The following is a 25,283-nucleotide window of genomic DNA, read 5'->3' as shown; positions in this document are numbered from 1 at the left end:
CAGGAGATTTACAAAGGGATTTTCAGGAAAGTAGAGAAAATCTTTTTATAAGGAAAACTTTTTATGATGAAACTGGTAGGGTGATTGAAGTGATTAGGGAGATCGAAATAGAAGATGCATCATCATTTTTGCAATTAAGTAAGCAATTAGATGAAGAAACGAAGTTTATGTTATATGAACCAGGAGAAAGAAAAACTACAGCTGAGCAACAAGAAAAAATGATCCATCGCTTTATAGAAAATGAATATGCAACAATATTTGTAGCAGTTGAAGATGAGAGGATAGTAGGTTTTATATTAGTGAATGGAAATAACATTCAAAGAAAGAGGCATGTGGCAACCATTGTAATTGGTATTTTACAAGAGTATAACGGGCGAGGTATTGGGACGAGATTGTTTAAAGAGGTTGAGAAGTGGGCAAAATTACATGATGTATGGCGTTTAGAATTAACAGTAATGGCCCACAATACAAGAGCTCAGGCACTATATAAAAAAGCTGGATTTGAGAAAGAAGGTGTCAAAAAAGCTGCTCTTATTATCGATGGAAAGGGCATCGATGAGTATGAAATGGCCAAATTATTAAAATAAGAGGTCGTTATATGAAAAAAAGATGGGCACTACTTGGTATTGTAGCTGCAATAATTATTATTGGAGTAGCAGGAATCAATTATAAAATGTATAAGGATAAGCAGGCGCGGGAAGTAAGTGTAAATAGCATATTTCCGAAAGCGAAAGAAACGATTGCTAATATGGATGGGGATATTGCGGTAATTAATAATCCGAATTCAATGCTTGTACTTGTAAATAAAAGTAGGCGTTTACCAGATGGGTATAGACCGCCAGATTTAGTTATTCCGAAAGTGCGCTACTCTAGTGAAGGGGATCAAGAAAAGAAAAAGATGAGAAAAGAGGCAGCGAGGGCGCTTGAGGATATGTTTCAGCAGGCTGACAACGAGCGTATTTTTCTTTTTGCAGTTTCTGGATTTAGATCTTTTGATCGACAAAAAGCATTAAATACGATGTATAAAAAACAAGACGGGGAAGCAAAAACAGCAATGTCTAGCGCGGTTCCTGGCACAAGTGAGCATCAAACTGGACTAGCTATGGATATTACGTCTCAATCTGCTAAATTTCAGTTAGAGACAGTTTTTGGGGAAACGAAAGAAGGTCAGTGGCTTTCTGAAAATGCCCATAAATTTGGTTTTGTGGTTCGATACACAAAAGCGAAAGAAACGATTACGGGCTATCGGTATGAACCATGGCACGTAAGGTATGTGGGAAATCCACAAGCTACATATTTGTATGATAATCAACTGACACTTGAAGAAGTAACAGAGTGAACAATTGAGGGGAGAGACGTACAATGACGATGTTATATAAGAAAAAAGTACATGCATATATTACAAGAGAACAAGAGGGGGTTATGCAATTACTTGTTTTTAAACATCGTGATATACATGAAGCTGGTATTCAAGTGCCAGGGGGAACGGTTGATGAAGGTGAAACGTTAGAAGCTGCTATATTGCGTGAAGTACAGGAAGAATCCGGATTGCGTCATTTATGCATAGAGCGTTTTTTAGCAGATTACATTATACATATGAAAGAAAAACAGGAGTATGAAAAACGCCACTTTTTCCATGTAACTTTACTAACAGATGTAAAGGATACTTGGGAACATATTGTAAGTGCTGGTGAGGAAGATAAAGGATTAGTATTTTGCTACGAATGGGTTGATATTGCAAAATGCCCTGAATTAGCTGGAAAACAAGGTGAGTTTTTACATTTATTAGATGAAGTATACGCACAGTAATGTAAGAGTCTGAAGCGAAGGCTAATCCGTTTCAGACTTTTTTTATTTTTCGGGAAATTAAAGGTGTTTAAATAAGGATATTGAATTTCTTTAAAGGGATATTAATTTAGGATGTGTTGAGATGAAAAATTGAAAAAGTAAGGGGTATATGCTAAAAAAAGTTCATATAAGGGAGAATATAAATGGAAATTCAGTTTAATCCAATCTTAAAAAAGGAATTAACAATTCAAGATATTCAAAATGAAATGGAATCTGGAAAGCTAACTTCAAAAGAGCTAGTGATGTATTATCTCTATAGAATCGCAAAGTATGATCAAGACGGGCCGAAAATTAATTCAATTTTAGAAATCAATCCAGATGCTATTTTTATTGCAGAAGCGTTAGATTATGAAAGAAAGATAAACGGCGTAAGGGGACCATTGCATGGAATACCTGTTTTGCTTAAGGATAATATTGAAACGAATGACTTCATGCATACAAGTGCAGGTACAATAGCTCTAGAACAAAATATAAGCAGTGAAGATGCATTTCTCGTTACTAAACTGCGAGAAGCAGGGGCAGTGATAATAGGAAAAACGAATATGACAGAATTAGCAAATGCAATGTCTTTTGACATGTGGGCTGGATATAGTGCAAGAGGTGGTCAAACAATCAATCCATATGGAGCTGGCAAGGATCATATGTTTGTTGGCGGATCTAGTACAGGATCTGCAATAGCAGTTGCTGCTAACTTTACAGTAGTATCTGTTGGGACAGAAACCGATGCTTCTATTGTGAGCCCCGCTGTTCAAAATTCTGTAGTAGGTATTAAACCGACTGTCGGTTTAATTAGTCGTAGAGGAATTATTCCATTTACTTATTCGCAAGATACAGCTGGACCATTTGCTAGAACGGTAACCGATGCTGCTATTTTGCTAGGAAGTTTAACTGGAGTGGATGAGAAAGATGTAGTTACTCACAAAAGTGACGGTAGGGCATATCGGGATTATACATCTTACCTTGATGCAAATGGTTTAAATGGAGCGAAGATTGGTGTGTTTAACGATGCACCAAAAGATTATTACGAAAATGGTGAGTATGATGAAATCTTGTTTAAGGAAACGATCCAAGTATTACGTAATGAAGGAGCGACAGTAGTAGAAAATATTGATATTCCTTCTTTTCATAGAGAATGGAGCTGGGGAGTTCCGCTTTATGAGCTGAAGCATAGTTTAGATAACTATCTTTCTAAATTACCTTCTACTATCCCGGTACATTCTATTTCGGAGTTAATGGAGTTTAATAAAAACATAGCAGAAAGAGCTTTAAAATATGGACAAACTAAGTTAGAGGGAAGAAAAGATTTTCCTAATACGTTACGAAATCCAGAATATTTAAATGCGAGATTAGAAGATATATATTTTTCTCAAGAACAAGGCATTGATTTTGCATTGGAAAAATATAATCTTGATGCGATACTGTTTCCTTCCTATATAGGTTCTACTATATGTGCGAAAGCGGGTTATCCGTCTATAGCAATACCGGCAGGGTATATGGAAAGCGGGAGGCCTTTTGGAATTACCATTGCAAGCACTGCCTTTAGTGAAGGGATATTAATTAAATTAGCTTATGCTTTTGAACAAGCGACAAAGCATAGAAAAATCCCCAACTTATCATAAATAGAATAAACGAAGAGGACAGGAATCCCTGTCCTCTTTGTTTTAGTGATTAAATTGAAATATCGTTCTGCTCTGTCTTATGATATTTTAATAAACTAAAAGATAAACAAGCGGAACATAAAATAAGAATAGAAGCGATGATATAAATTGTACGAACACCGAACATATCAGTAATAATGCCAATGATAAGCATAGATAGTCCAGAGGCTGTTGAAAGAAGTGCGCCATGTGCTGTATACATTTTTGATAATAAAGAAGGGGCGACACTTGATTGTAAAACAGTCGTTTGGGAAATATCTCTAATTTGATAACAGGGTCCCATTAGAACACATAGAAAAAGCGCAATAAATCCGCTGCTTGTCATACCATATAAAAATGTAAGAATGCTAAATATAAGAGAGCCAATCGACATAGATCGTATTAAATTGTTTTGAATATAGGAACTCATTTTCCAGGCTAATAGACCACCGATTAACGTGCCAACATAATAACTTGTATTAATATACCCCCACCATTCTTCGCCCTTATGAAGGATAGTCGTAACGTATGCCATCGTAATAGCGCCAATCCATATTGTCCCTGCGAAAGTTTCGATTAAGTCCATATATGTAACGGTACGGAGAGAAGGATTTTGAAATAGGAGTTTCCAACCTTCCAATAAAACAGTACTTTTGGAAGAGGGAGAATCTGCTATTCTTTCAGTATGTATGGAACGTAATGAAAAATGTAATGCAATGCATCCGAAAATCATTAAAATGTTATTAATCATGAGTGTAGAAGTAGCGCCAATGAGAAGAACGACAATACTCGTAAATGAATAAGCAACGGCTTGCACAATTTGTGTTGAAAAGGAAAAGATACTATTTACTTTTACTAATTTTTCTTTCGGTGTAAGGCGCGGAAGAATACCGTATAATAATGGAGCACTCCACCCACTACATAATGAAATGACAAAAATAAAAGTTAATAGAGCTATAATGTTTGTGGATAAGACCGGGAACAAAATCATTAATAATAGTAAAAAGACTGTTTTCAGCCATTGGAGCGTATATAACAACGTATAAGATGGAAAACGATTTATTATAAGTGGTGCAGAGATGTTAGCAATTAGATTTGTGATAACTTGTAATAATGGAAAAAGAGCAGTAATAGTAGCTGATTTAGTTGCTATATAAATATGAGTTGTAATAATCATTACATATACGATGTCAGCGAGAGTAATGCATATTTTGGAACCTAAATAGTAGATTAGTGACAGGTTTCTCAATAAGAATATCACCTCTATAAAAAATAGTATTTAGTAATTTGAATAATTATAATTTAAAAATTAAAATTTTAAAAGAATTTAATTTTTTGTCACTTTTTGAAAGGGATTTTCATGTATAATGAAGAATATATTGATATAGTATTATATTAATGATCATTGTAACAGTGAATATGTACAATAGCTTGTAGCAAACGCCCAAGTGTAAGAAAGGGCGGATAAACCATTCTTTTCTTCATATACATATAGAAAATGAGAAAGAAAGTGAGGGTTGCATATGGATGCTTGGGTAATTTGGTTTATAATAGCTGGTATTTTATTTATCGCGGAAATGTTGTCGATTACATTTTACATGCTTTGGCTTGGAATTGGAGCTGTTGTCGGAGGTCTTATTGCTTTGTTTGCTCCTGATGCACTACTGTTACAAGTTACTGTTGGTGCAATTGTAAGTTTAACTTTGACATTCTTTACGAAAAGAATTTCAAAAAACTTTCGAGAAGCAAAAGGTTTTACTGATACAGTAGATATGCTTGTTGGTAAAAGAGGGCTTGTTATGCAAGCGATTACAAATGAAGCGAATGGTATTGTGAAGGTGGATGGAGATACTTGGACAGCTATTGCAGATTCTTCAATTGATGCTGGAGAAAAAGTCGTTGTTATAAAGAGGCATAGTACTATATTACAAGTGAAAAAGGAGAGTGAATAAATATGGTAGCATTAACGTTAACGATTATATTCGCACTAATTGTAGTTACATTTATCGCATTAACAATTAAAATTATTCCTCAGCAAAAAGTTGGGGTTGTTGAAAGATTTGGTAAGTTTCAACGTATAATGCACCCAGGGTTAAATATTTTAATACCAATTGTAGATCGTGTTCGTGTATATCATGACTTACGCATTCAACAAACGAATGTACCACCGCAAAAGGTAATTACGAAAGATAATGTTCAAGTAGAAATTGATACAATTATTTTCTATCAAATTGTTGAACCAGAACTTGCGACATATGGTATTTCAAACTATGAATATGGTGTTCGTAATATTACTTCAGCAACGATGCGTCAAATCATCGGTAAAATGGAACTGGATGAAACGTTATCTGGTCGTGAAAAAATTTCAACAGAAATCCGCTTAGCGCTTGATGAAGCAACAGAAAAATGGGGCGTACGTATTGAACGTGTCGAAGTTGTTGATATTAACCCGCCAAAAGATGTGCAAGCATCAATGGAAAAACAAATGAAGGCTGAGCGTAATAAACGTGCGATTATTTTAGAAGCTGAAGCAGCAAAACAAGATAAAGTCCTTCGCGCTGAAGGAGAAAAGCAAAGTAAAATCTTGATGGCTGAAGGGGATAAAGAAGCACGTATTCGCGAAGCTGAAGGTATAAAAGAAGCAAAAGAATTAGAAGCACAAGGGGAAGCACGAGCAATTGAAGAAATTGCAAAAGCAGAACAAAATCGTATTGAATTGCTTCGTGAAGCGAATTTGGATGAGCGTATACTTGCTTACAAATCATTTGAATCATTAGCTGAAGTTGCAAAAGGACCAGCAAATAAAGTCTTTATTCCGTCTAATGCAATTGAAACACTTGGTACTCTTGGGGCAATTGGAGAAATATTTAAAGAAAAACAAGCGAAGAAACTACTTTCAAATGATACAGGAAAAGAACAATAAAAGTGAGGAAGAGAAATGGTATACCATTTCTCTTTTTTTGTGTGTATATTCTGAAAAGCTTGTACATATCCATGTATAAAGAAGGTGATGCAGTGAAAAAGTATGCAATTCGAATACATGGGAAGAAGCTGATTTCGTTACTCCTTTTATATGCGCTAATAGTAATTATAATAGCGTCGATTTTGACGTCATTTTTACATACAATGAAATCGAATTATGCAAATCAATGGTTTGGAAAAGTATCGATGCAAGGTTTTGTTCAAATGATAGAAAGTGAGAATCGCTATTACGGATTTGATTATTTTAAGAAGAATAAAAGAGAGTCAGTTGGGAATTTAATGTTCTCTATCGCGACAGATTTGAAAATTAAAGATTTAAGAACATTCGTCGGTAAAGAAGTACCTGGTATGTCAAAGTATTATTCTAATATTATCGTAGCTGGGGAAGGGACAAACTTGACGAATATCCCAAATGAATCTAGTGTACCGATTGAAGAAGTAACGAAAGAACGGGAAATAGCAAAAGATAAAGTTACAGAAGCGGAAAAGAATAATCCGGTTCAGAAAAAGAACGGAGCGAAAAAAGGTGAAAGTGCAGTATATATTTATCATACACATAGCTGGGAATCCTTCTTTCCATTATTACCAGGGGCAACTGATCCATCTAGCCCAGATGTAAATGTGTCTTTACTAGGGAAACGTATGAAAGAGCAACTTGAAGGACAAGGAATTCCGGTAGTTCATGATAAAACGAATATGGGTGATTTATTAGCGAGTAAAAAGTGGGTATGGTATCAGTCATATAAAGCGTCTCATGAATATGTAAAAGAAGCATTAGCACAAAATAATAAAATTGCGTTTCCGATTGATATACACCGTGACGATCAGCGTAAGAAAGTAACAACAAAAGTAATTAACGGAAAATCGTATGCAAGATTATATTTTATAATTGGGATGGAAAATGAAGGCCGTGCTGAAAATGAAAAAATTGCAAGAGCGATCAATAGTTATTTAGATGAAAACTATTACGGATTAAGTAGAGGGATTTTTCCAAAGTATAAAAAAGATGGAAATGGCGTTTATAACCAAGATTTATCGAAAAATGCGATGTTAATTGAAGTTGGTGGTGTTGATAATACGTTAGATGAATTATATAACACAATTGATGTGTTAACAGAAGCGTTTAGTAAATATTATTGGAATGATGCGGAAAAAGTGAATGGATAAGGGACGGGAGACCGTTCCTTTTTTATTTTGGAATCTTAAAATGTGATATAATGGAATTTTATGAATGTTAAATAAAGGGAGAGAGGAACATGCAAATACTACTAATACGCCACGGAGAATCAGAAGCTGATATTTTACATGTGCATGAAGGTCGAGCTGATTTTGAGTTAACTGACAAAGGGAGACAACAAGTACAAAGACTTGTACAGAAAGTGAAAAAAGATTTTTCACCAGATTTCATTTGGGCAAGCACATTAAAACGCGCTCGTGAAACGGGTGAAACATTAGCAGAAGCAATTGGTTGTCCAATTCAATTAGAAGAGGAATTAATGGAGTTTAATAATGGAGTGCAAGCAGGCTTATCATTTGAAGAAGCAAAGAAATATCCAGAGCCAAAGTTTCTTCATGATCGTTTTGAAAACGGGGAATCGTTTATTGAGTTTCGAATGAGAATAGAAGGAATCTTTTCTAAAATCTTGACAGAGAATACATATGACCGAATTGCAATTGTTGCCCATGGAGGCGTAATTAATAGTCTATTACGTGCATTTTTCAAAATGCCAATTTCAATGGACTACTATTTCAAAATGGGAGATACGGGAATAAGTTTAATTGAAATTGAGGGTGAACAAAAAACGGTGCATTTCATTAATGATACGAATCATTTGGACGGGATGTAAAGACTTATGTACAAAGTTGTATTTTTCGATGTTGACGGTACGTTATTAAGTGAGATTGATAGAAGCATGCACGAAAGTACAAAAGAAGCGGTACAAAGATTAATAGATAAAGGAATTCACGTAGTTGTTACAACTGGAAGACCATATAGTTTATGCTCACAATTTAAGGAACTAGGTATAAATACGTTTATTTCAGCAAATGGTGCACATATAAAATGTGGGAAAGAAGTTATACATAAATCAGTACTTTCAAGCGAAATCGTTCATGATATTTCAAATTTTGCTGAATTACATGGTCACAGTGTTTCTTACTTTACAGAAGAATTTGCAATGAATAATATTGCTTCCAAAGATGAACGTGTCATGCGAGCGTTAAATGAAACTTTAAATTTAGAGCAGTATCCTGACAAAGTTAGAAACTTATCAGATGAAATGTATTGCATATGTCTGTATGCTGATGACACAGAAGCTCAAAAATTCATTGAAAGATATCCAGCACTTACGTTTGAGCGTTTTCATGGTTACGTTATAAATGTATTGGAAGATAGTAAAGTATCGAAGCTAACTGCAATTCAAAAAGTATTGGAACATTTAAATATTAGTAAATCAGAAGCCATTGCCTTTGGCGATGGTGGAAATGATATTGAAATGTTGCAGTATGTAGGATTAGGAGTTGCGATGGGAAATGGTGGAGAGGAGTTGAAGAGAAGGGCTGATTTCCTTACAACGAAGGCGAGTGAAGGCGGAATTTCTTATGCGTTAAAGAAGTTGCGCATTATTTAAAACTAATAGTTAGTCAGTGTGAAAAATCCTGTTTTAATAATGGCTTTTGTTAATATGTATACTGTTTTAGGGAATTATTTGAGCTCTCCTACTTACAATTTAACTGCAGAACAAATCCTTTATTTTCGCTTAGCAGGGCTGTTTGGTATGTTGCTGTCACCACTTGCAGGTCGTTTAACAAAGAGGTTTGAAGTAAGGAAAGTTCTTCAAGGAGGATTGTTGATTGCTATTTTTAGTCTAAGTTCAATGGGCTTTGTTTCGTATCTATCTCTACTTGTAATGATGAGTGTCTGTTTTGTAATAGGTATTGCTATATCCGTTCCGTCTTTAGTTTCTCTTGTAGGTCAATTAGGAGGGAAAGCAAGGGGAATAGCAGTATCTATTTATACTTTTATTTTATTTTTAGGTACTAGTATAGGACCTATCATTTCTATTTATCTTATGAAAATAGGCGGTTATGCTCAAACATTTATTTTATTAGGAATGATACTTTTTATTGGTTTTGTAGCTTCTCTATTTATAATTAATGAATGAGTGGAAAATCACTCAAATAAAGGAATGCGAGGATCTTTCATATGCTCGCATAATAAAATATGAATTTGTCCACGATGATGATAAAAGTGTGCAACGATTTCAAGTAACCATTCAAAGCGCGAATAAGAAATACCCCAATAGGCAGTCATAACTTCTGCTAATTCTATTTGGGAGTAGGAAAGAAATGTTTTAGAGAGAAGGTTGTATCCTTCAATCATCGTTTGTTGCATGTGAGCAACTGTTACGGGCGTATGTTCTATATAAAAGGTATGTAATTCTTTTTCTGAAATACCATTTAAAATGAGTAAATCAGCATGACAAATAAGAGAAAGATGTGCACACATTTCAAATAATGATCGTTTTGAGTGAATCGGTTGTATTTTTAAATCGTTTTCACTATATTGGTTAAGCATATAAATAGAAGTATCAATAGCAACTTTTAGTTGATGCAATGCAGATTGAACAAACATTGTAATTCTCCTCGTCTCCGTATATAATAGTTTCTTGAGGATATTATATCATACTCAAAATTCCGAAAATTCTAGTAGTTTGACTAGCATAATGAAAAGTATTATATTGTAAAAGGTCATATGAAACGTGAAATAGAATGGAATGCAATTATTGAGTTAGGAGTTAGACCAATGAGTTTGAAATATGGAAGAGATACAATTGTAGAAATTGACTTAAATGCTGTAAAACATAATGTAAAAGAATTTAAAAAACATGTAAATGATGAAGAAATTAAGATGATGGCTGCTGTAAAAGCGAATGGGTATGGCCATGGGGCAGTTGAAGTTGCCAAAGCTGCAATTGAAGCTGGGATACATCAACTTGCAGTTGCATTTGTAGATGAAGCAATAGAATTAAGAGAAGCAGGAATTACTGTGCCGATTTTAATTTTAGGATACACACCAGTAGCGGCTGTAGAAGATGTAATTCAATATGACGTTATGATGACTGTTTATAGAGTAGAAGATTTACATGGTATAAATGAAATTGCAAACCGTCTTCAAAAGAAAGTACAAATTCAAGTGAAAATTGATACAGGAATGAGTCGTATCGGTTTACAAGAAGAAGAAGTTAAACCATTTTTAGAAGAATTAAACCGTATGGAGTATGTAGAGGTAGTAGGGATATTTACGCATTACTCTACGGCAGATGAAATCGATAAATCATATACGAATATGCAAACAAGTTTATTTGAAAAGGCTGTTAATACAGCGAAAGAATTAGGAATTCAAATACCATATATTCATAGTTCAAATAGTGCGGGATCAATGGAATTAAGTAACACATTTCAAAATATGGTACGCGTTGGAATAGGCGTGTACGGTATGTATCCGTCAAAAGAAGTGGATCATTCAGTCGTTTCTTTACAGCCTGCGTTGTCGTTAAAATCAAAAGTAGCTCATATTAAACATGCGAAGAAGAATCGTGGTGTAAGTTATGGGAATACGTATGTAACAACTGGTGAAGAATGGATTGCGACTGTACCAATTGGTTATGCTGATGGTTATAATCGTCAATTATCTAATAAAGGCTATGCGTTAATTAACGGGGTTCGAGTACCTGTTATTGGCCGTGTTTGTATGGATCAGTTAATGTTGGATGTTTCAAAAGCGATGCCAGTACAAGTAGGAGACGAAGTAGTATTCTACGGTAAACAAGGTGAAGAAAATATCGCAGTAGAAGAAATAGCGGATATGTTAGGTACAATAAACTATGAAGTTACATGTATGCTAGATAGAAGAATTCCGCGTGTCTATAAAGAAAATGACGAAACAACTGCAGTTGTAAATATATTAAGAAAAAACTGAATCATTTCGATTCAGTTTTTTTATTCATATCAAATGCGAATATACCCTCGTTATGTAATACGGAGTAAACTTTGTGAAACACACTTTTTAGTTCATCTAAATTAAACTATCACCGGCAGAGATGACCAGTCCCGCAACAAAGATCTAATATACGAGAGTAGGGAAGAGCATCTTGTAAAACGAGGCTGGGTAGGAGTGTTAAACAAAATGTCTCCAATGTTTATTATAGATGTTTGCTAAAATATCATAATTAGAATAAATTGTTTTTTTAACATATGTATTCACCTAAAAATTCATTAAATTATAATAGTCATGCCTCGTTTTAATTTCAAAACCACATTGTGTATATAGTTTTAAAGCGTGGATATTTTTCGTTTCGACGTCTAACTCAATTGTTGAAACTCCTTCTGTAATAAGGGTATGTACTATATTACAAAGAATATCTTTTCCGTATCCTTTACCTTGATAAGAAGGATGAACGGCGAATCCTGATAGTGTAGTAGATTGCTCTTGTTTAGAAACTGTAATTGTTCCTATCACTTTTTCAGCAATAAGGGCACTGTAAACTTGATGGGAAGATGAATTCATCATTTTTTGTAACCATGTAGCCGTATTTTCTACTGAATCACCAAAAGCTTTACTAGAAATTTTAATAAGGTCAAGAAGTGATTCTGAAGGTGCAAGAGTAAGCTGTATATTATTATCTGTTGTTTTTTGAATTTCGTTTGTTTTGAACGCCATACTATATTCACTATATAAATATGGTAACTTCATATGTTTTACAAATGCATTCCCAGAAATAGAATCCCCATTAATAATAAGAAGAGCTTCATCTGTCGCTCTATTTTGTATTTCTTTCATTGCAGTTTGTAAAAGGATAGTTCCGAAATGTTGTTTTCTAAAATGAGGATGTACAAAGCCTATTAGTTCAAGCTTTGTTGGTCTTTCGAAATCATACATATTTAAAGCGCCAATTAATTGAGTACCGTTATAAAGAAGAAAAACGTTTATATAATCTTCATTTCGATTTTTTAAAAAGTTGATATGTAAATCTGAAGAGTAATCAAGATTATCTTGTTGTCCGCAAATATAAGCTAAATCCTTCATTTGCTGTATTTCACTTTCTGTTACAGAACGCTTTTTCTGAATATCCATTGTATACTCCCTCTCATTTGTATTTAAAAATAGGATGGGTGACTTAACCATTTCTTTAATTCCACATTACCTTGCACAGATAACAGTCGGTATAAATAACGATAAGGCTGTCTATATTCTTCTAAGTGAGGAATAGACATAATTGTTTCGTAACCACTTTTAAAGGCATGTGCTTCTTTTTCGGTAAGTACATATTCTAGTCCGATAAAATCAAACTCTCGCGGAGCAACAGCGTAAGCTTCAGTATCTACTAAACCCGTAATAGTTGTACCGTCAGATAAAAATTGAGTAGGATCCATATCAATTAAGACGAGTGTAGATTCCTTTGGTACGGACAGGGAAGAAAGTTGTGATTCAAAGGTAGGGAATGCATTTTTTATGCTTTCATCATCGGAATAAAACATATTCACAAGCTCTTTACTCACGTTTAAAATATGTGATTGGAATTCATCTAGTGGAACTTGGAACGTGCCAGACGGATTTCCTATGAAATCGGCTTTAAATTTATGTATTTCTGCAAGTCCTTTTCCTAGGCTGAATAAAATAGAATCTGGTTGCTCGATAAAAGATTGAACTGTGTTACCTACTAACTTTTCGACCACCACAAATTCACGGCTATTTAAAACATGTTTTTCTAATATTGTTGGGATAGGAAGATTCGTATGTTCTTGCAGCAATGTATGTACAGTTTCTAAATGATGGACGTTCCTTGGATCAATTCCAAATAGATTTTTACATCCCCACCAAAAATCATTATTTGGTTCTTCATTCATTTTAGAAGCACGAACGATAACTTCTGTATCTTCTGTTTGAACGAGAAAAACATCACTTGCATGATCTTCATAACCTGGGTGCAAGGCTTGAACGGATAGAATAGGTGAATTGAATAGTTGTTGTAACATGAAAAGACTCCTTTTTCTGTAAATTCCATAAATTCATTATATAACAGATGATGAGTTATGAGGATAAAGATAAAAAGATTGAAAGCATACTTACATTTATAGTGAAAACTCATTAAAAATATTATATTTCTCTATTTTTGTATGAATTGTCTAAAAATAATGGTGGTAATACTTGAATGTAAGACTCGTATCTTTAAATCTATGAAGAGTAAAAGTAAAATTAAGCATTCATTTATAAGATTGTGAATCACAATAATGTAGACTATAGAAAATATTTCTCAATAATAAAATGAAGAGAAAAGCATGAAGAAGTAGAATGCATTCATTTATAATAGACTTAAATTAATTAATATAATTAATTGTTAATTTTATTATATTAATTGGATAGGAGAGAATGTTATGGCAAATGTACTCGTAATAAATTTTCCTGGGGAAGGTCATATTAATCCGACTTTAGCTATTGTAAGTGAGTTAATTCAGCGAGGGGAAACAGTTGTTTCTTATTGTATTGAAGATTATAGAAAGAAGGTTGAAGCAACAGGTGCGGAATTCCGAGTGTTTGAGAATTTTCTCTCTCAAATTAATATTATGGAACGAGTAAATGAAGGTGGGAGCCCTTTGACGATGCTATCTCATATGATTGAAGCATCAGAGCGTATTGTTACTCAAATTGTAGAAGAAACAAAAGAGGAAAAATACGATTATTTAATATATGATAATCATTTTCCAGTAGGACGTATTATAGCGAATATTTTACAATTACCAAGTGTTTCATCCTGTACAACGTTTGCTGTTAATCAGTACATTAATTTTCATGATGAGCAAGAATCGAGACAAGTAGATGAAATGGATCCATTATATCAATCTTGTTTAGCGGGAATGGAAAGATGGAATAAGCAGTATGGAATGAAATGTAATAGTATGTATGATATTATGAACCATCCTGGTGATATTACGATTGTATATACTTCAAAAGAATATCAGCCACGTTCAGAGGTATTTGATGAATCGTATAAATTTGTAGGTCCATCAATTGCTACTCGAAAAGAAGTGGGGAGTTTTCCTACCGAAGATTTAAAAAATGAAAAAGTGATTTTCATTTCTATGGGAACAGTTTTTAATGAACAACCTGCTTTGTATGAAAAATGTTTTGAAGCTTTTAAAGATGTTGATGCGACAGTCGTATTAGTCGTTGGTAAGAAGATAAATATAAGTCAATTTGAAAATATCCCGAAAAACTTTAAGTTGTATAATTATGTCCCGCAATTAGAAGTTTTACAGCATGCTGATGTATTCGTGACACATGGTGGTATGAATAGTTCGAGTGAAGCGTTATATTACGGTGTTCCATTAGTTGTAATTCCGGTAACAGGAGATCAGCCATTCGTTGCAAAACGATTGACTGAAGTAGGGGCAGGAATAAGACTTAATCGCAACGAGTTAACTTCTGAATTGTTACGTGAGGCTGTAAAGAAAGTAATGGATGATGTGACGTTTAAGGAGAATAGTCGTAAAGTGGGAGAGTCGCTTAGAAATGCCGGTGGATATCAAAGGGCAGTTGAGGAAATATTCAAATTAAAAATGAAGCCGTACGTAAAGATTAAATAGATGTTAAAAACACACTTACTTTTAATTTGTAAGTGTGTTTTTAGTATTACGCGTTACATGTGTTACATAAAAATAGCGATAAAGGAGAAACTTTTCTGTATATAAATCGATACCTTTGAATTAGTAGTAAAATTACGTTAAAATAATACTAAGAAAATATATAAGTTTTGGGGGTAATGAATGAAGAAAGTATTTGAATACGTATTATTAACAATTGGCTCAATTATAGTAGCAGGTTCATTAGAGCTTATTTTAGCACCTAATGGATTAGTAGATGGCGGGGTAACGGCTATTGCTATTATGGCAAATAAAGTCGCAGGATTGCCGCTTTATGGTGTGTTCTTAGGAATTAATATCCCAATTTTATTATTTACTGCAAAAGTAATGGGAAAGAAATTTTTTATCCGTACATCTTATGCGAATGTAGTTACAACACTCGGATTAATTTATTTAAAACCATTTCCAGCAATTACGACTTCTGAGTTATTAATTGTACTTTATGGTGGAGTACTGTTTGGAATTGGTGTTGGGATTGTTGTTAAAATGGGTGGAGCAATTGACGGTTCGGAAATGTTGGCAGTTTGGATGAATAAACACTTTAATGTACCGATTAGTACATTTTTACTTGCAGTAAATGCAGTTATTTTCATTTTTGTTGCCATTTTATTTTCAATCGAACAAGCGATGTTCTCGTTAGCAATTTTCTATATTGTTACGAAGATGATTGATTTTATACTAGATGGTATTAATCAAGGTAAGAGCGTTATGATTATTTCTGGTAAGAATAAAGAAATAGGCGATTTACTTATGAAAGAATTGCAACTATCTGTTACGTATCTACATGGAGAAGGTGGTTTTTTAGGGGAGCATAAGAGAATCATTTATTGCATTACAAACCGATTCATTTATCCGAAAATGAAAGATCTCGTTCTCTCTGTAGATCCAACCGCTATAATTGAAGCTTCCTATTCAACAGAAACGACTGGTGTGAAACGTCCGGGAAGGAAAGTTAGGTCAGGTGAATAACTAGAAGAAGGCTGTCCAAAAAGTTATTTTGGAACAGCCTTCTTTTTTATTTTGTTGAATTGTTAACATGTTACAAGTTAAACCCAATGTTAACAAGTTTCCTTGCAACTAGGAAACCAAGCGTCTTTCAATAATATAGCCAACGTTTCAATTTTATTTTCCGGAATACTACCAAAGCCGAGTAATACGTATGATTCCTTACGTAAATCATTCACGAAATCATATGGAGAAAGTGGGTATAATTTAACGCTTTGTTTTTTAGCGGATTCAATCAGTTCATTTTCATTCATACTGTTATTTACACATAAAACAATATGAAGTCCGGACTGTTCGCCAAGAATTTGAACATTAGCCCCCATTTCTTTCGTAATGGATTTTACTAACGTATGATGTTTTCTTTTATATAGTGTACGACTCCGATTAAGGTGACGTTCCCAATTCCCGTTTTGTATAAAGTTAGCAAAAGCAAGTTGTTGTATTGTAGAGACTGTTTGTTTGAAAATTCCATGCAGTTCTTGATATGTTTTTAAAAGATGTGGTGGTAAAACAACATATCCCATTCGTAAAGAAGGTAAAAAAGATTTTGAGAAAGTTCCCATATAAATAACGCGTTCATTTGAATCAAGACTTTGTAAAGAAGGAATCGGCTTACCAGCGTAGCGAAACTCTCCGTCATAGTCATCTTCAATAATGTATCCATTGCAATCATTAGCCCACTTTAACAATTCTAATCTTCTAGATAAAGGCATAATAATCCCGAGTGGAAATTGGTGTGATGGTGTAACGTATGCGACATTGGAATTTGTATTGTATAAACTAGAAATATCAATCCCTTTTTCATCCAATAGTATGGGATGAATTTGTCTATCACAGCTTTTAATAATTGCGTGTATACGGTGAAATCCAGGGTTTTCAATGCCGTATTCTTTTGTAGGGCCAAGCAGTTGAAGTAGTAGCCAGAGAAGTGGCTGTGTTCCGGCGCCGATCACAATTTGATCAGGTGAAGAATGTACACCGCGAGAATGATATAAATATGTTGATATATGCTCTCGAAGAGCGAATTCACCTTGAGGATCTTCTTTGGCAAATAGTGCATTTTCGTATGTAAGTATGGATTCTTGTAATGCTCGTTTCCAATTTGTAATCGGAAATGCATTTTGATCAATAAGCCCTTGGCTACAATCATATTCAAATTTTTCTTCTATCAAATTGTTCGTCTTCTTTGCTGCATTTCGTTTTTTATTTGGGATAACGTCAATATCGAAATTTGCTACAAAAATACCACGTTTCGGTTTACTTTCTGCATAACCTTCAGCTAATAACTGTTGATAAGCTGATTCAACAGTAATGCGGCTAATATTAAGTTGTGATGCTAAATTTCTGTGTGAGGGTAGACGTGTGCCAACAGAAATAGTCCCTTGTATAATTTCAGCTTTTATATATTCGTAAATTTGCAAGTAAATAGGTGTGTTACTTTGTAATTGCAATGGGATAGTAAAATCCATATAAAACTCTCCTTTAAAACTGGCCTTATAAAAAACACTTAAACTGCCACTTAAGTAAAGGGCAGTTTCTTTCTATAATAATGATATAACATTTAGAAAATTATTTAAATAGTTAAGGGAGAGTTAAAAATGAATGTTAAAGAAGTAGTAACAGAAGAGCAATTACATGAAGTATTACCTGTTTTACAGCAATTAAGAACGAAACTTTCAAAAGAGGAAACAAGCTCTTTATTTCGAAATATGAAAGAAGAAAATTATAAACTATTTTCGCTGCGTAATGAGGATGGTGAAGTTGTTAGCCTTGCAGGTGTAGCAATTTGTACGAACTTTTATAATAAGAAACACGTTTTCGTATATGACCTTGTAACAGCAGAAGCACATCGTTCAAAAAGACATGGGAAAGTATTACTTTCGTATATAGAGAACTGGGGAAAGGAAAACGAATGTGAGTCTATCGTCCTCACGTCAGCATTTTCAAGAATTGATGCTCATCGTTTTTATGAAAGAGAAGGGTATGATAAGGTGAGTTATTCTTTTCATAAAGAATTATAAAAAATAAGAAGAAGTTGTCCCGCAAAAGTTGGGAACAGCTTCTTCTTATTTTTTAAGTTATTATTAAACCGTAAATAGGTTGTAAGTTATGGTATATGTATTTGAAAAGGTTATATAGTGTATTTTGTCGAATTGTTTTAATTTAATAAAGAGAATGATTGGAGCGCTTATACTTGAAAAAAATAAAGGAACTATCAATCCCTAATGATGCTAGAGTTATCGTCATATCTGATATTCATGGAGAATTAAATCTTTTAAAAGAAGCACTACATAAAGTTAACTTTAAAGATGAAGATTATTTAATTATTAATGGAGATCTTTGCGAGAAAGGACGAGATAGCGTAGGCGTAGTAAACTACGTTATGAATCTTGTAAAGAACAATTCAAAGGTTCACGTTGTTGAAGGGAATTGTGAAGTTATAGTTGATGCTCTTCTAAATGAAAATCCTGATCTTATTAATTATTTATGTATGAGAAAGCACTCGATTTTTAATGAATGGCTAGAGCAATTGGGTTTTTCAGTTCATGAGGGCACTTCAATTCGTGAAGTGAAAGAAGCATTGTTAAGTGAATTTTCACAAGAACTATATTGGCTAACAGAGTTGCCAACAGCGATTGAAACAGAAGATTATATTTTTGTGCATGCCGGTCTAGAAGATAGAGTAGATTGGAAACAAACTGAGCGCAAAAATGCGATAGCAATGCCACAGTTTTTTAATAAATCACATAAAGCAAATAAGTATGTAATAGTTGGTCATTGGCCTGTCGTGAACTATTCTGAAGAAGCACCGTCTAACAATCCAGTTATTGATAAGGAGAAAAAAATTATTGCAATTGATGGAGGAAATGCAATTAAAGAAGCAGGGCAATTAAACGTATTTATTATTCAGAGGAAACAAACGGGCGATACGTTTTCTTATACATATGTAGACTATTTTCCGGAGTATGAAGTAATAGCGGATTTTAATGCGAATTCAGAAATGCAGGGCGGAGTGACATATCCGTATTATTACATAGAGCCTATCGAGAAGATGCAAGATTACACCGTATGTAAACAAAAGGAAACGAATAATTTACTCACTGTAAAAAATGAATATATGAAACAACTTGAGTCAGGTGAATATACAGTGAAAACCGATATTTCTTGTGCGCAAATAAGCGTTAGGAAGGGAGATATCGTTTCTCTCATTGATGATAGCTGTTCAGGATATGATTTAATTAAAAAAGATGGCGTAGAGGGTTGGATAGGGAAAGGGATTTTAGTTGAGATAGAAAAAGTGAAAAATAAAACATTAAGCTGAAATAGGAGGGATATAACCTCCTATTTTTTTAAAGGAGTAGATTGCTTGCTGTCTTTAATAAGTAAATAAATCGTACTCGGCAGAATGATAAGCGTCATTCCTAAAAGAATTGCTAGTATAGCATAACCTCTATAGGGAGCAGAAACGATAAAAGGAAGTATCGCTAAAAAAATACCTGCTATCATCATTGAAATACTACTAATATTTGAAGCTCTTTTTTCAAGGTGCTTATCATTCCATTCTAATGAAACGGTTGATTTAGTCGTATCAATTTTGGAACTGAAATAACCTATTAATATAAATAAAAGCCCTAATGCTAAAAATATGAAATGATCAAGAGGAAGTGAAAAGCCAAGAGCGATGAGGGCGATGACAATATCGACAAAAAATAAGAATAGTAACATTGTGTTGCCGATCCAATGGAGAAATTTCTGGTTACTCGCTGCTTTAGATAAAGCTAAAAATACAAAGAATAAGAAGGAACATATAATTATATTTACGATTACAAAAGTGCTTTTATCCATTGTTGATGTAGGCGTTCCATTGAAGTCCCATTTCGTAACAATATTTGATGGTAAGAAGAAATATAGAATAATATTTGTCGTAATAATAGTGAGAAATATAGCAATACTAAATCGATTATTCACTAAATCACCAGCTTTCTAAATCAATAATTGGTATCTAATAACAAAATTATACAATATAATAAATGATATTAGTTTTGATTTTTCTGAAAAAATATTATAATTATATATGAAATAAAGAGGAATGCAGGAGGGAATTATGCAAAACGTTGTATTAAAGGGGAAGAAAGTTACAATTCGTACAATAGAAGAATCGGATATAAAAACATTATGGAATATCATATTTAAAGAAGAAAGCCCAGAATGGAAGAAATGGGATGCGCCATATTTCCCGTTCTCAATGCAAGAATACTCTTCCTATAAAGAGAAGATGCAAACTCGTTTGCAAGAAGAACCACTGTCAAATTTAATTATAGAAAATAACGGTCAAATTATAGGGACGGTCGGATTTTATTGGGAGCATAAACCGACGCGTTGGTTGGAGATGGGAATTGTTATTTATAATCCAACTTACTGGAATGGTGGCTACGGTACAGAAGCGTTAACGTTATATCGAGATTTATTATTTGAAAAGATGGAAATTGGTAGAGTAGGGCTCACGACTTGGTCTGGTAATGAACGAATGATGAAAGTAGCGGAGAAAATAGGAATGAGCTTAGAAGGTAGAATGCGAAAGTGTCGTTATTATAACGGAACATACTATGATTCTATTCGAATGGGCATGATTCGTGAAGAATGGGAAGCGCTATGTGTAACGAAGGGGTGAGAAAGATTGTACGCTATTATTGCTACATTTGATGGTGTGTTTACTAATAAAATTACAGAACTGCAAAATGAATTAACAAATGTAATTGGAACAAATCAATTAGCTGGAGTAGAACCTCATATAACGATTGCGGATTATAATGAGTTAGATGTTCATTTGTATACGGAGAAACTAGGGGAGTTTGTAGCTATTCAAGAAAATATAGACGCAGTAACTTTTCCTTCTGTTGGAATTTTTCCTACTAATGGAACGGTCTTTCTAGCGCCGACCGTTACCGATGAATTGTTAAAACTTCATTATTCTTATCATGATTATTTTAAAACTTTTCATGACAACCCAAATTCATATTACGTACCGGGAAAATGGGTTCCGCATTGTACAATTGCAAATAGATTACATACAAAGCAGTTTTTAAGTGTAATGGAATATATTTATGGAAAGTTTAATTTTGCAACAGCTTCAATTGAGAAATTAAAATTAATTAAGGTGAATTATGAAAATGGTTTTGCCGTTTCTTCTAGTATATTAGCAGAATATAATTTAAAGAGAATGGAGACATCGAGATGACATATATAATTAGAGAAATGAAGCAAGAAGACATTCACGCTGTACAATCAGTAGCAAAAATAGCTTGGCATGATACATATGAAGGCATTATTCCGAGAGAAATTCAAGATAGTTTTTTAGACGAGGCATATTCTGATGAAAAAATGAAATATCGTCTTAAAAATACACATTTATTCGTTGCGGAAGAAGAGGGTGAAGTAATAGGGTTTGCGAACTTTTCACCTGTTAGACTACAAAACGAAGCGGAATTAGGTGCGATTTATTTGTTACCAGATCAGCAAGGAAAAGGGATCGGAAGTGCTTTATTACAAAAAGGAATTAAAGCATTAAATGGGATACGGAAATTGTACATACATGTAGAAGCAGCAAATGAAAAAGGAAAACGCTTTTATGAAGCGAAAGGTTTTGCTGAATTAGAGCAATTTGAAGAAGACTTTGAAGGACATATGATGCAGACAGTAAGGATGGTTTTATACGTATAAGGAGGACTAGTAATGAAAATGTTTGATTTTAGTGAAAAAGTAGGAAAGCACCTATCAGTATTTGAATCTAATTTCATCATGTCGAAAATATTAAACCATCGAGGAAATATACATATCGGTGCTATGCATTTACACGAGAATGGAATCATCGGTAATCATGAAGCAGTTGTATCTCAACTGCTTCTTATTGTGGACGGGACAGGATATGTATGTGGAGTAAATAAAGAAAAGATAAAGATAGAGGCGGGACAAGCTGTGTTTTGGGAAAAGGGAGAGCTCCATGAAACAAGTACAGAACACGGATTAACAGCAATTGTTATGGAAGCGGAGAATCTTGAACAAGCGATAGTAATGCCTATTATTCAAGGGGAGTTGTGAAAAATGATTGTTAAGGCGAATCAAGAAGATACCAATGAAATATTAAAATATTCGGCTCAATCGCTTTTTGAAGGGACGAGAGGCAATTGTCAATTAAGTACCGAGAAAGCAATTGAGATTACAAAGCCGATTGTAGAAAAAGGAGCATACTATTTAATTATTAAAGAAGAAAATAAAGTAATGGGATGGATATTAATAGGGGAAAATACAGACTATTTTTCTCGTGAAAAACTTGGATTTATATATGAATTGTACGTTTTCCCAGAATATCGCGGGAGAGGATTATCGCGAGAACTGATGGAAGCTAGTATTAAGGAATTAAAGGAGAAGTATTCAGAAATTCGGTTGAATGTATTTGCTGGGAATTTTGCAAAAGAGATGTACGAAGAGTTTGGGTTTGTTGAAAGGCAGGTAATTATGACTTTGAAGTGAGTATTATAGTCTGAATGGGAGGAAAATAATGATTTAGTGGCTACTTTATCGCTGGGATTTAAAGTGAATAAGTCCTTATAAATATATAAAATAGATGGTTTGCCTTTATTTTATAGTAGATTTATAGAGTGTGCTTAAAAAACAAATAAATTAGTATTATACAATATATCGTTATTATAGTAAAAGAGAAATTTTGGAAAAATATCATTTTTTTGTTTAGAAATTTTTAAATTATTGATATAATCAATTTGTAGAATTGATTATTGGTTAATTTTACTATTTTTTAATTTTAAGGGGGATTTAATAATGGCAGGACAAATTCGTATGTCACCAGAGGAGCTTAAATCGAAAGCGACTCGATATGGACAAGGTGCAAATCAAATTGAGGACATTTTACGTCAACTACAAAACTTACAAAATGAATTAAGAGGAGAATGGGAAGGGCGTGCTTTCGAAGGTTTTGACCAACAGTTCAATCAATTAAAGCCAAAAGTACAAAACTTCGCACAGCTATTACAAGAAATTAATATGCAGCTTAATAAAACTGCAGAAGCTGTTGCTAGACATGACGAAGATCTTTCTCGTAATTTCGGTCTACAATAAGACAGATAAAAAGAAATATATAATTTAGCCATGCAACCATACGTTGTATGGCTAAATTACTTTAAAACTAGAGTAAGATACGAAGTCTTTCATTAGATAGACTCGCAGTCGCAGGAGTGATAAGTAGTGAAAAAGTTCAAATGGAGCATCTTGTTGTTTATTATTTTAGCTCTTGTACTATCAACAGGGGTCTCCTATTTAGCATTAAATCAAAATGTTAAGAAAGCTAATGAGAATACTACACCAAAAATGACAGTTGCGTTGGTAAATGAAGATCAGGGCACTGTATTTGAGGGCAATAAAATAGCGTTTGGAGATCAATTTGTTAAAAATGTAAATAAAAATACGAAACAAGAATGGTACGTAGTTAGCCGCGGGGTAGCGGAAAATGGATTGAAAAATAATAATTACAATATGATGATTGTTATTCCAAATGATTTTTCTAGGAAGGCAGTTGCGATTGATTCAGAGATTCCAGAGAAATTAACGTTAAACTACAAAGTAAATGCAACTGGGAATAAGGATTTGAAAGCTGAGGCAGAAAATACAGCTTCTGTTATTTTAGAAGATTTCAATAAGCAAATAATCGACGTTTATTTTGCGAGTATTATCGGTAAGCTACAAGGTGCACAAGATAATATAGGTAAAATAATTGAAAAAGGAAACGTTCAAACAACTATGTATAAAAAAGATATACATAGTCCGTTAGCAAATTACACAAATCAATTTAAAACAGTACAAGATTATACAGGTGTTTCTGTTAATAGTTTCAAAGGATTTCAGGATGTTTTAAAAGGTTTCGGTCAAGCGTTAGATGAAGGGAATAAATCTAACAGTACGTACTTAGATGGTTTTAATAACTTTCAAAAAATGCAAACTGATAACAATTTGTTAGCGAATAATTTCACAAATCAATTCAATCAATATATGAATGATATGAATACAGGCGATGCTTTAAAGCAATTAAGTGCATTGGAATCCGCTAATAAAATTATTTCAAATCAATTTACGTTTTCAGAGAAAGAACCGAATATTTTAACTGATGCTGCAGCGATTCAAAAATATTTAGCAGATGTAAAAAAACAAGTATCTGAATATGATACAGAACTTGCAGGAAAGTTAGAAAGTGATATTCAAGAGACGGTAATTAAGAAGTTAAAGCAATCTATGTCGAATGATGGAAAGCAAGAAATCTTCATAAATACATTAATGAAACAACCAGATGCTCGAATAAAGAAACAAATCGAGAATTTAATTGCGAAATTACCTAGTTTAAACATGGAAGAAATCGGTCAAAGTGATTTGACAGATACAACGAAATTACAACTGCAAAATGTAATTCAATTTACAAAAAAATATAATAAAGAAAATAATTTTTATTATGATCCTGTAAATAAAATATCTTTAGGAAACGCTATTAAAGAAGTAAAGGATAGACTTTATACAGAGGGAATTACATTTAGTGATACTGCGAAAGTAATTAAAATGGAATCTGCACAAACTTTGAAGATAAGTATTCCGAAAGAGTTTGAACTATATGGAAGTACAGAAGCTTTGAAGATTGATGATGTGGATTACACAAGTATGTTTCTGGAGAAAAACGGAGAAATTACTATACCTCCTCGTAATGAAGGGGATATAAAAATTAATCTGAATGTGAAGTTAAAAGATCCAAACATCAATATAGATGTTTTCTCTCCTGTAATGTGGCAGTGGGAATTGAGTGGGACTCATAAACCTGAAAAAGAAAAACCTAACAAAGAAGATAAAGGAACACAAACGGAAAATAGCAAGGTGGAAAATGTGGTTCATAAATCACAGTATGGCATAATGCCGTTAGTACACAGTGCTAAAAACCCTATTATTAAAAAAATGGAAAACACAACAGGGAAAGATAACGGAACTGGAGGAAACCCAGGAGGCGGAACGGGGAAAGATAACGGAACCGGAGGAAACCCAGGAGGCGGAACGGGA

Annotated in this window: 27 protein-coding genes and 2 pseudogenes; 22 read left to right on the top strand and 7 right to left on the bottom strand. The window is 33.6% G+C overall.

The annotated features are described in order from the left end of the window. Positions 1–89 precede the first annotated feature (89 nt). From HMAS_RS14145 to HMAS_RS14130, 4 genes are all read left to right on the top strand, one after another. Entirely contained in the window at positions 90–587 is a 498-nt protein-coding gene (locus HMAS_RS14145) for a GNAT family N-acetyltransferase (protein WP_000617576.1), read from the top strand. Positions 588–598: 11 nt separating this feature from the next. Beyond that, positions 599–1,339 (top strand): M15 family metallopeptidase, encoded by a 741-nt coding sequence (locus tag HMAS_RS14140; RefSeq protein ID WP_000747647.1) that lies wholly within the window; start codon positions 599–601, stop codon positions 1,337–1,339. A gap of 23 nt (positions 1,340–1,362) precedes the next feature. Beyond that, the gene (locus HMAS_RS14135; protein ID WP_000178293.1) at positions 1,363–1,809 is read left to right on the top strand and encodes an NUDIX hydrolase; all 447 of its coding nucleotides are present in this window, start codon (positions 1,363–1,365) and stop codon (positions 1,807–1,809) included. Between the two features lie 182 nt (positions 1,810–1,991). Continuing rightward, positions 1,992–3,467 carry an amidase family protein gene (locus HMAS_RS14130; protein WP_116344884.1) on the top strand — a complete coding sequence of 492 codons (1,476 nt, stop codon included), beginning with the start codon at positions 1,992–1,994 and terminating at the stop codon, positions 3,465–3,467. Positions 3,468–3,516: 49 nt separating this feature from the next. On the opposite strand, the gene HMAS_RS14125 is transcribed toward HMAS_RS14130, so the two are convergent. Continuing rightward, entirely contained in the window at positions 3,517–4,734 is a 1,218-nt protein-coding gene (locus tag HMAS_RS14125; RefSeq protein ID WP_001245229.1) for an MFS transporter, read from the bottom strand. Between the two features lie 274 nt (positions 4,735–5,008). On the opposite strand from HMAS_RS14125, the gene HMAS_RS14120 reads away from it, so the two are divergent. The 6 genes and pseudogenes from HMAS_RS14120 to HMAS_RS14095 all read left to right on the top strand — a co-directional run. After that, the gene (locus HMAS_RS14120; protein WP_116344883.1) at positions 5,009–5,437 is read left to right on the top strand and encodes an NfeD family protein; all 429 of its coding nucleotides are present in this window, start codon (positions 5,009–5,011) and stop codon (positions 5,435–5,437) included. A 2-nt stretch (positions 5,438–5,439) separates the two neighbouring features. Further along, positions 5,440–6,408, top strand: coding sequence for an SPFH domain-containing protein (locus HMAS_RS14115; protein ID WP_000226251.1), 969 nt, complete (start codon positions 5,440–5,442; stop codon positions 6,406–6,408). 20 nt (positions 6,409–6,428) lie between these two features. Continuing rightward, entirely contained in the window at positions 6,429–7,634 is a 1,206-nt protein-coding gene (gene spoIIP, locus HMAS_RS14110) for a stage II sporulation protein P (RefSeq protein ID WP_308808350.1), read from the top strand. An 89-nt stretch (positions 7,635–7,723) separates the two neighbouring features. Then, on the top strand, positions 7,724–8,314 hold the full coding sequence (locus HMAS_RS14105; protein WP_001166439.1) for a histidine phosphatase family protein: 591 nt from the start codon (positions 7,724–7,726) through the stop codon (positions 8,312–8,314). A 6-nt stretch (positions 8,315–8,320) separates the two neighbouring features. After that, positions 8,321–9,097, top strand: coding sequence for a Cof-type HAD-IIB family hydrolase (locus HMAS_RS14100; RefSeq protein ID WP_000278974.1), 777 nt, complete (start codon positions 8,321–8,323; stop codon positions 9,095–9,097). Positions 9,098–9,127: 30 nt separating this feature from the next. Continuing rightward, a pseudogene (locus HMAS_RS14095) lies at positions 9,128–9,631 on the top strand (MFS transporter); the annotation flags it as partial. A gap of 8 nt (positions 9,632–9,639) precedes the next feature. On the opposite strand, the gene HMAS_RS14090 reads toward HMAS_RS14095, so the two are convergent. Next, positions 9,640–10,101, bottom strand: coding sequence for a DinB family protein (locus tag HMAS_RS14090; RefSeq protein ID WP_000498002.1), 462 nt, complete (start codon positions 10,099–10,101; stop codon positions 9,640–9,642). A gap of 171 nt (positions 10,102–10,272) precedes the next feature. Between HMAS_RS14090 and alr the strand changes: the two genes are divergently transcribed. Continuing rightward, positions 10,273–11,448, top strand: a complete 1,176-nt coding sequence (gene alr / locus HMAS_RS14085) for an alanine racemase (protein WP_002182683.1) — start codon at positions 10,273–10,275, stop codon at positions 11,446–11,448. Between the two features lie 22 nt (positions 11,449–11,470). Here alr and HMAS_RS28110 read toward each other — a convergent pair. The 3 genes and pseudogenes from HMAS_RS28110 to HMAS_RS14070 all read right to left on the bottom strand — a co-directional run. Continuing rightward, positions 11,471–11,733: pseudogene (locus HMAS_RS28110) on the bottom strand (class I SAM-dependent methyltransferase); the annotation flags it as partial. Beyond that, a complete protein-coding gene (locus HMAS_RS14075; RefSeq protein ID WP_086388647.1) occupies positions 11,734–12,603 on the bottom strand; it encodes a GNAT family N-acetyltransferase in 870 nt (289 codons plus the stop codon). 23 nt (positions 12,604–12,626) lie between these two features. Beyond that, positions 12,627–13,505, bottom strand: a complete 879-nt coding sequence (locus HMAS_RS14070) for a hypothetical protein (RefSeq protein WP_006923785.1) — start codon at positions 13,503–13,505, stop codon at positions 12,627–12,629. A 399-nt stretch (positions 13,506–13,904) separates the two neighbouring features. Between HMAS_RS14070 and HMAS_RS14065 the strand changes: the two genes are divergently transcribed. Then, a complete protein-coding gene (locus HMAS_RS14065; protein ID WP_006923787.1) occupies positions 13,905–15,113 on the top strand; it encodes a macrolide family glycosyltransferase in 1,209 nt (402 codons plus the stop codon). Between the two features lie 180 nt (positions 15,114–15,293). After that, positions 15,294–16,139, top strand: coding sequence for a YitT family protein (locus tag HMAS_RS14060; RefSeq protein WP_000755127.1), 846 nt, complete (start codon positions 15,294–15,296; stop codon positions 16,137–16,139). A gap of 89 nt (positions 16,140–16,228) precedes the next feature. On the opposite strand, the gene HMAS_RS14055 is transcribed toward HMAS_RS14060, so the two are convergent. Beyond that, positions 16,229–17,644, bottom strand: coding sequence for a PLP-dependent aminotransferase family protein (locus HMAS_RS14055; RefSeq protein ID WP_006923789.1), 1,416 nt, complete (start codon positions 17,642–17,644; stop codon positions 16,229–16,231). A gap of 129 nt (positions 17,645–17,773) precedes the next feature. Here HMAS_RS14055 and HMAS_RS14050 point away from each other — a divergent pair, with 129 nt between their 5' ends. Both HMAS_RS14050 and HMAS_RS14045 read left to right on the top strand, forming a co-directional pair. Beyond that, on the top strand, positions 17,774–18,196 hold the full coding sequence (locus HMAS_RS14050) for a GNAT family N-acetyltransferase (protein ID WP_001101118.1): 423 nt from the start codon (positions 17,774–17,776) through the stop codon (positions 18,194–18,196). Between the two features lie 173 nt (positions 18,197–18,369). Continuing rightward, positions 18,370–19,497, top strand: coding sequence for a metallophosphoesterase (locus HMAS_RS14045; protein WP_016122366.1), 1,128 nt, complete (start codon positions 18,370–18,372; stop codon positions 19,495–19,497). Between the two features lie 20 nt (positions 19,498–19,517). Here the strand turns inward: HMAS_RS14045 and HMAS_RS14040 are convergent, their stop codons facing one another. Then, entirely contained in the window at positions 19,518–20,144 is a 627-nt protein-coding gene (locus tag HMAS_RS14040) for a DUF1648 domain-containing protein (protein ID WP_006923794.1), read from the bottom strand. A 136-nt stretch (positions 20,145–20,280) separates the two neighbouring features. Between HMAS_RS14040 and HMAS_RS14035 the strand changes: the two genes are divergently transcribed. From HMAS_RS14035 to esaA, 7 genes are all read left to right on the top strand, one after another. After that, a complete protein-coding gene (locus HMAS_RS14035; protein ID WP_001181857.1) occupies positions 20,281–20,847 on the top strand; it encodes a GNAT family N-acetyltransferase in 567 nt (188 codons plus the stop codon). 6 nt (positions 20,848–20,853) lie between these two features. After that, positions 20,854–21,414, top strand: a complete 561-nt coding sequence (locus tag HMAS_RS14030) for a 2'-5' RNA ligase family protein (RefSeq protein ID WP_006923797.1) — start codon at positions 20,854–20,856, stop codon at positions 21,412–21,414. Beyond that, positions 21,411–21,896 (top strand): GNAT family N-acetyltransferase, encoded by a 486-nt coding sequence (locus HMAS_RS14025; RefSeq protein ID WP_000221048.1) that lies wholly within the window; start codon positions 21,411–21,413, stop codon positions 21,894–21,896. Before HMAS_RS14030 ends, HMAS_RS14025 begins: the two co-directional genes overlap by 4 nt. A 12-nt stretch (positions 21,897–21,908) precedes the next feature. Then, positions 21,909–22,274 carry a cupin gene (locus HMAS_RS14020; RefSeq protein WP_046392635.1) on the top strand — a complete coding sequence of 122 codons (366 nt, stop codon included), beginning with the start codon at positions 21,909–21,911 and terminating at the stop codon, positions 22,272–22,274. 3 nt (positions 22,275–22,277) lie between these two features. After that, a complete protein-coding gene (locus tag HMAS_RS14015) occupies positions 22,278–22,706 on the top strand; it encodes a GNAT family N-acetyltransferase (protein WP_046392636.1) in 429 nt (142 codons plus the stop codon). Between the two features lie 306 nt (positions 22,707–23,012). After that, entirely contained in the window at positions 23,013–23,309 is a 297-nt protein-coding gene (locus HMAS_RS14010; protein ID WP_000918601.1) for a WXG100 family type VII secretion target, read from the top strand. A gap of 126 nt (positions 23,310–23,435) precedes the next feature. Then, the coding region (esaA, locus tag HMAS_RS14005) for a type VII secretion protein EsaA (RefSeq protein ID WP_116344882.1) at positions 23,436–25,283 on the top strand (1,848 nt) is incomplete at its 3' end.

The organism is Bacillus sp. HMA207, from assembly GCF_003402455.1.
In the GTDB taxonomy this organism is placed as follows: Bacteria; Bacillota; Bacilli; order Bacillales; family Bacillaceae_G; genus Bacillus_A; species Bacillus_A cereus.
The sequence above is the reverse complement of the archived record's forward strand: the minus strand, read 5'-3'. Positions and strand labels throughout refer to the sequence as shown.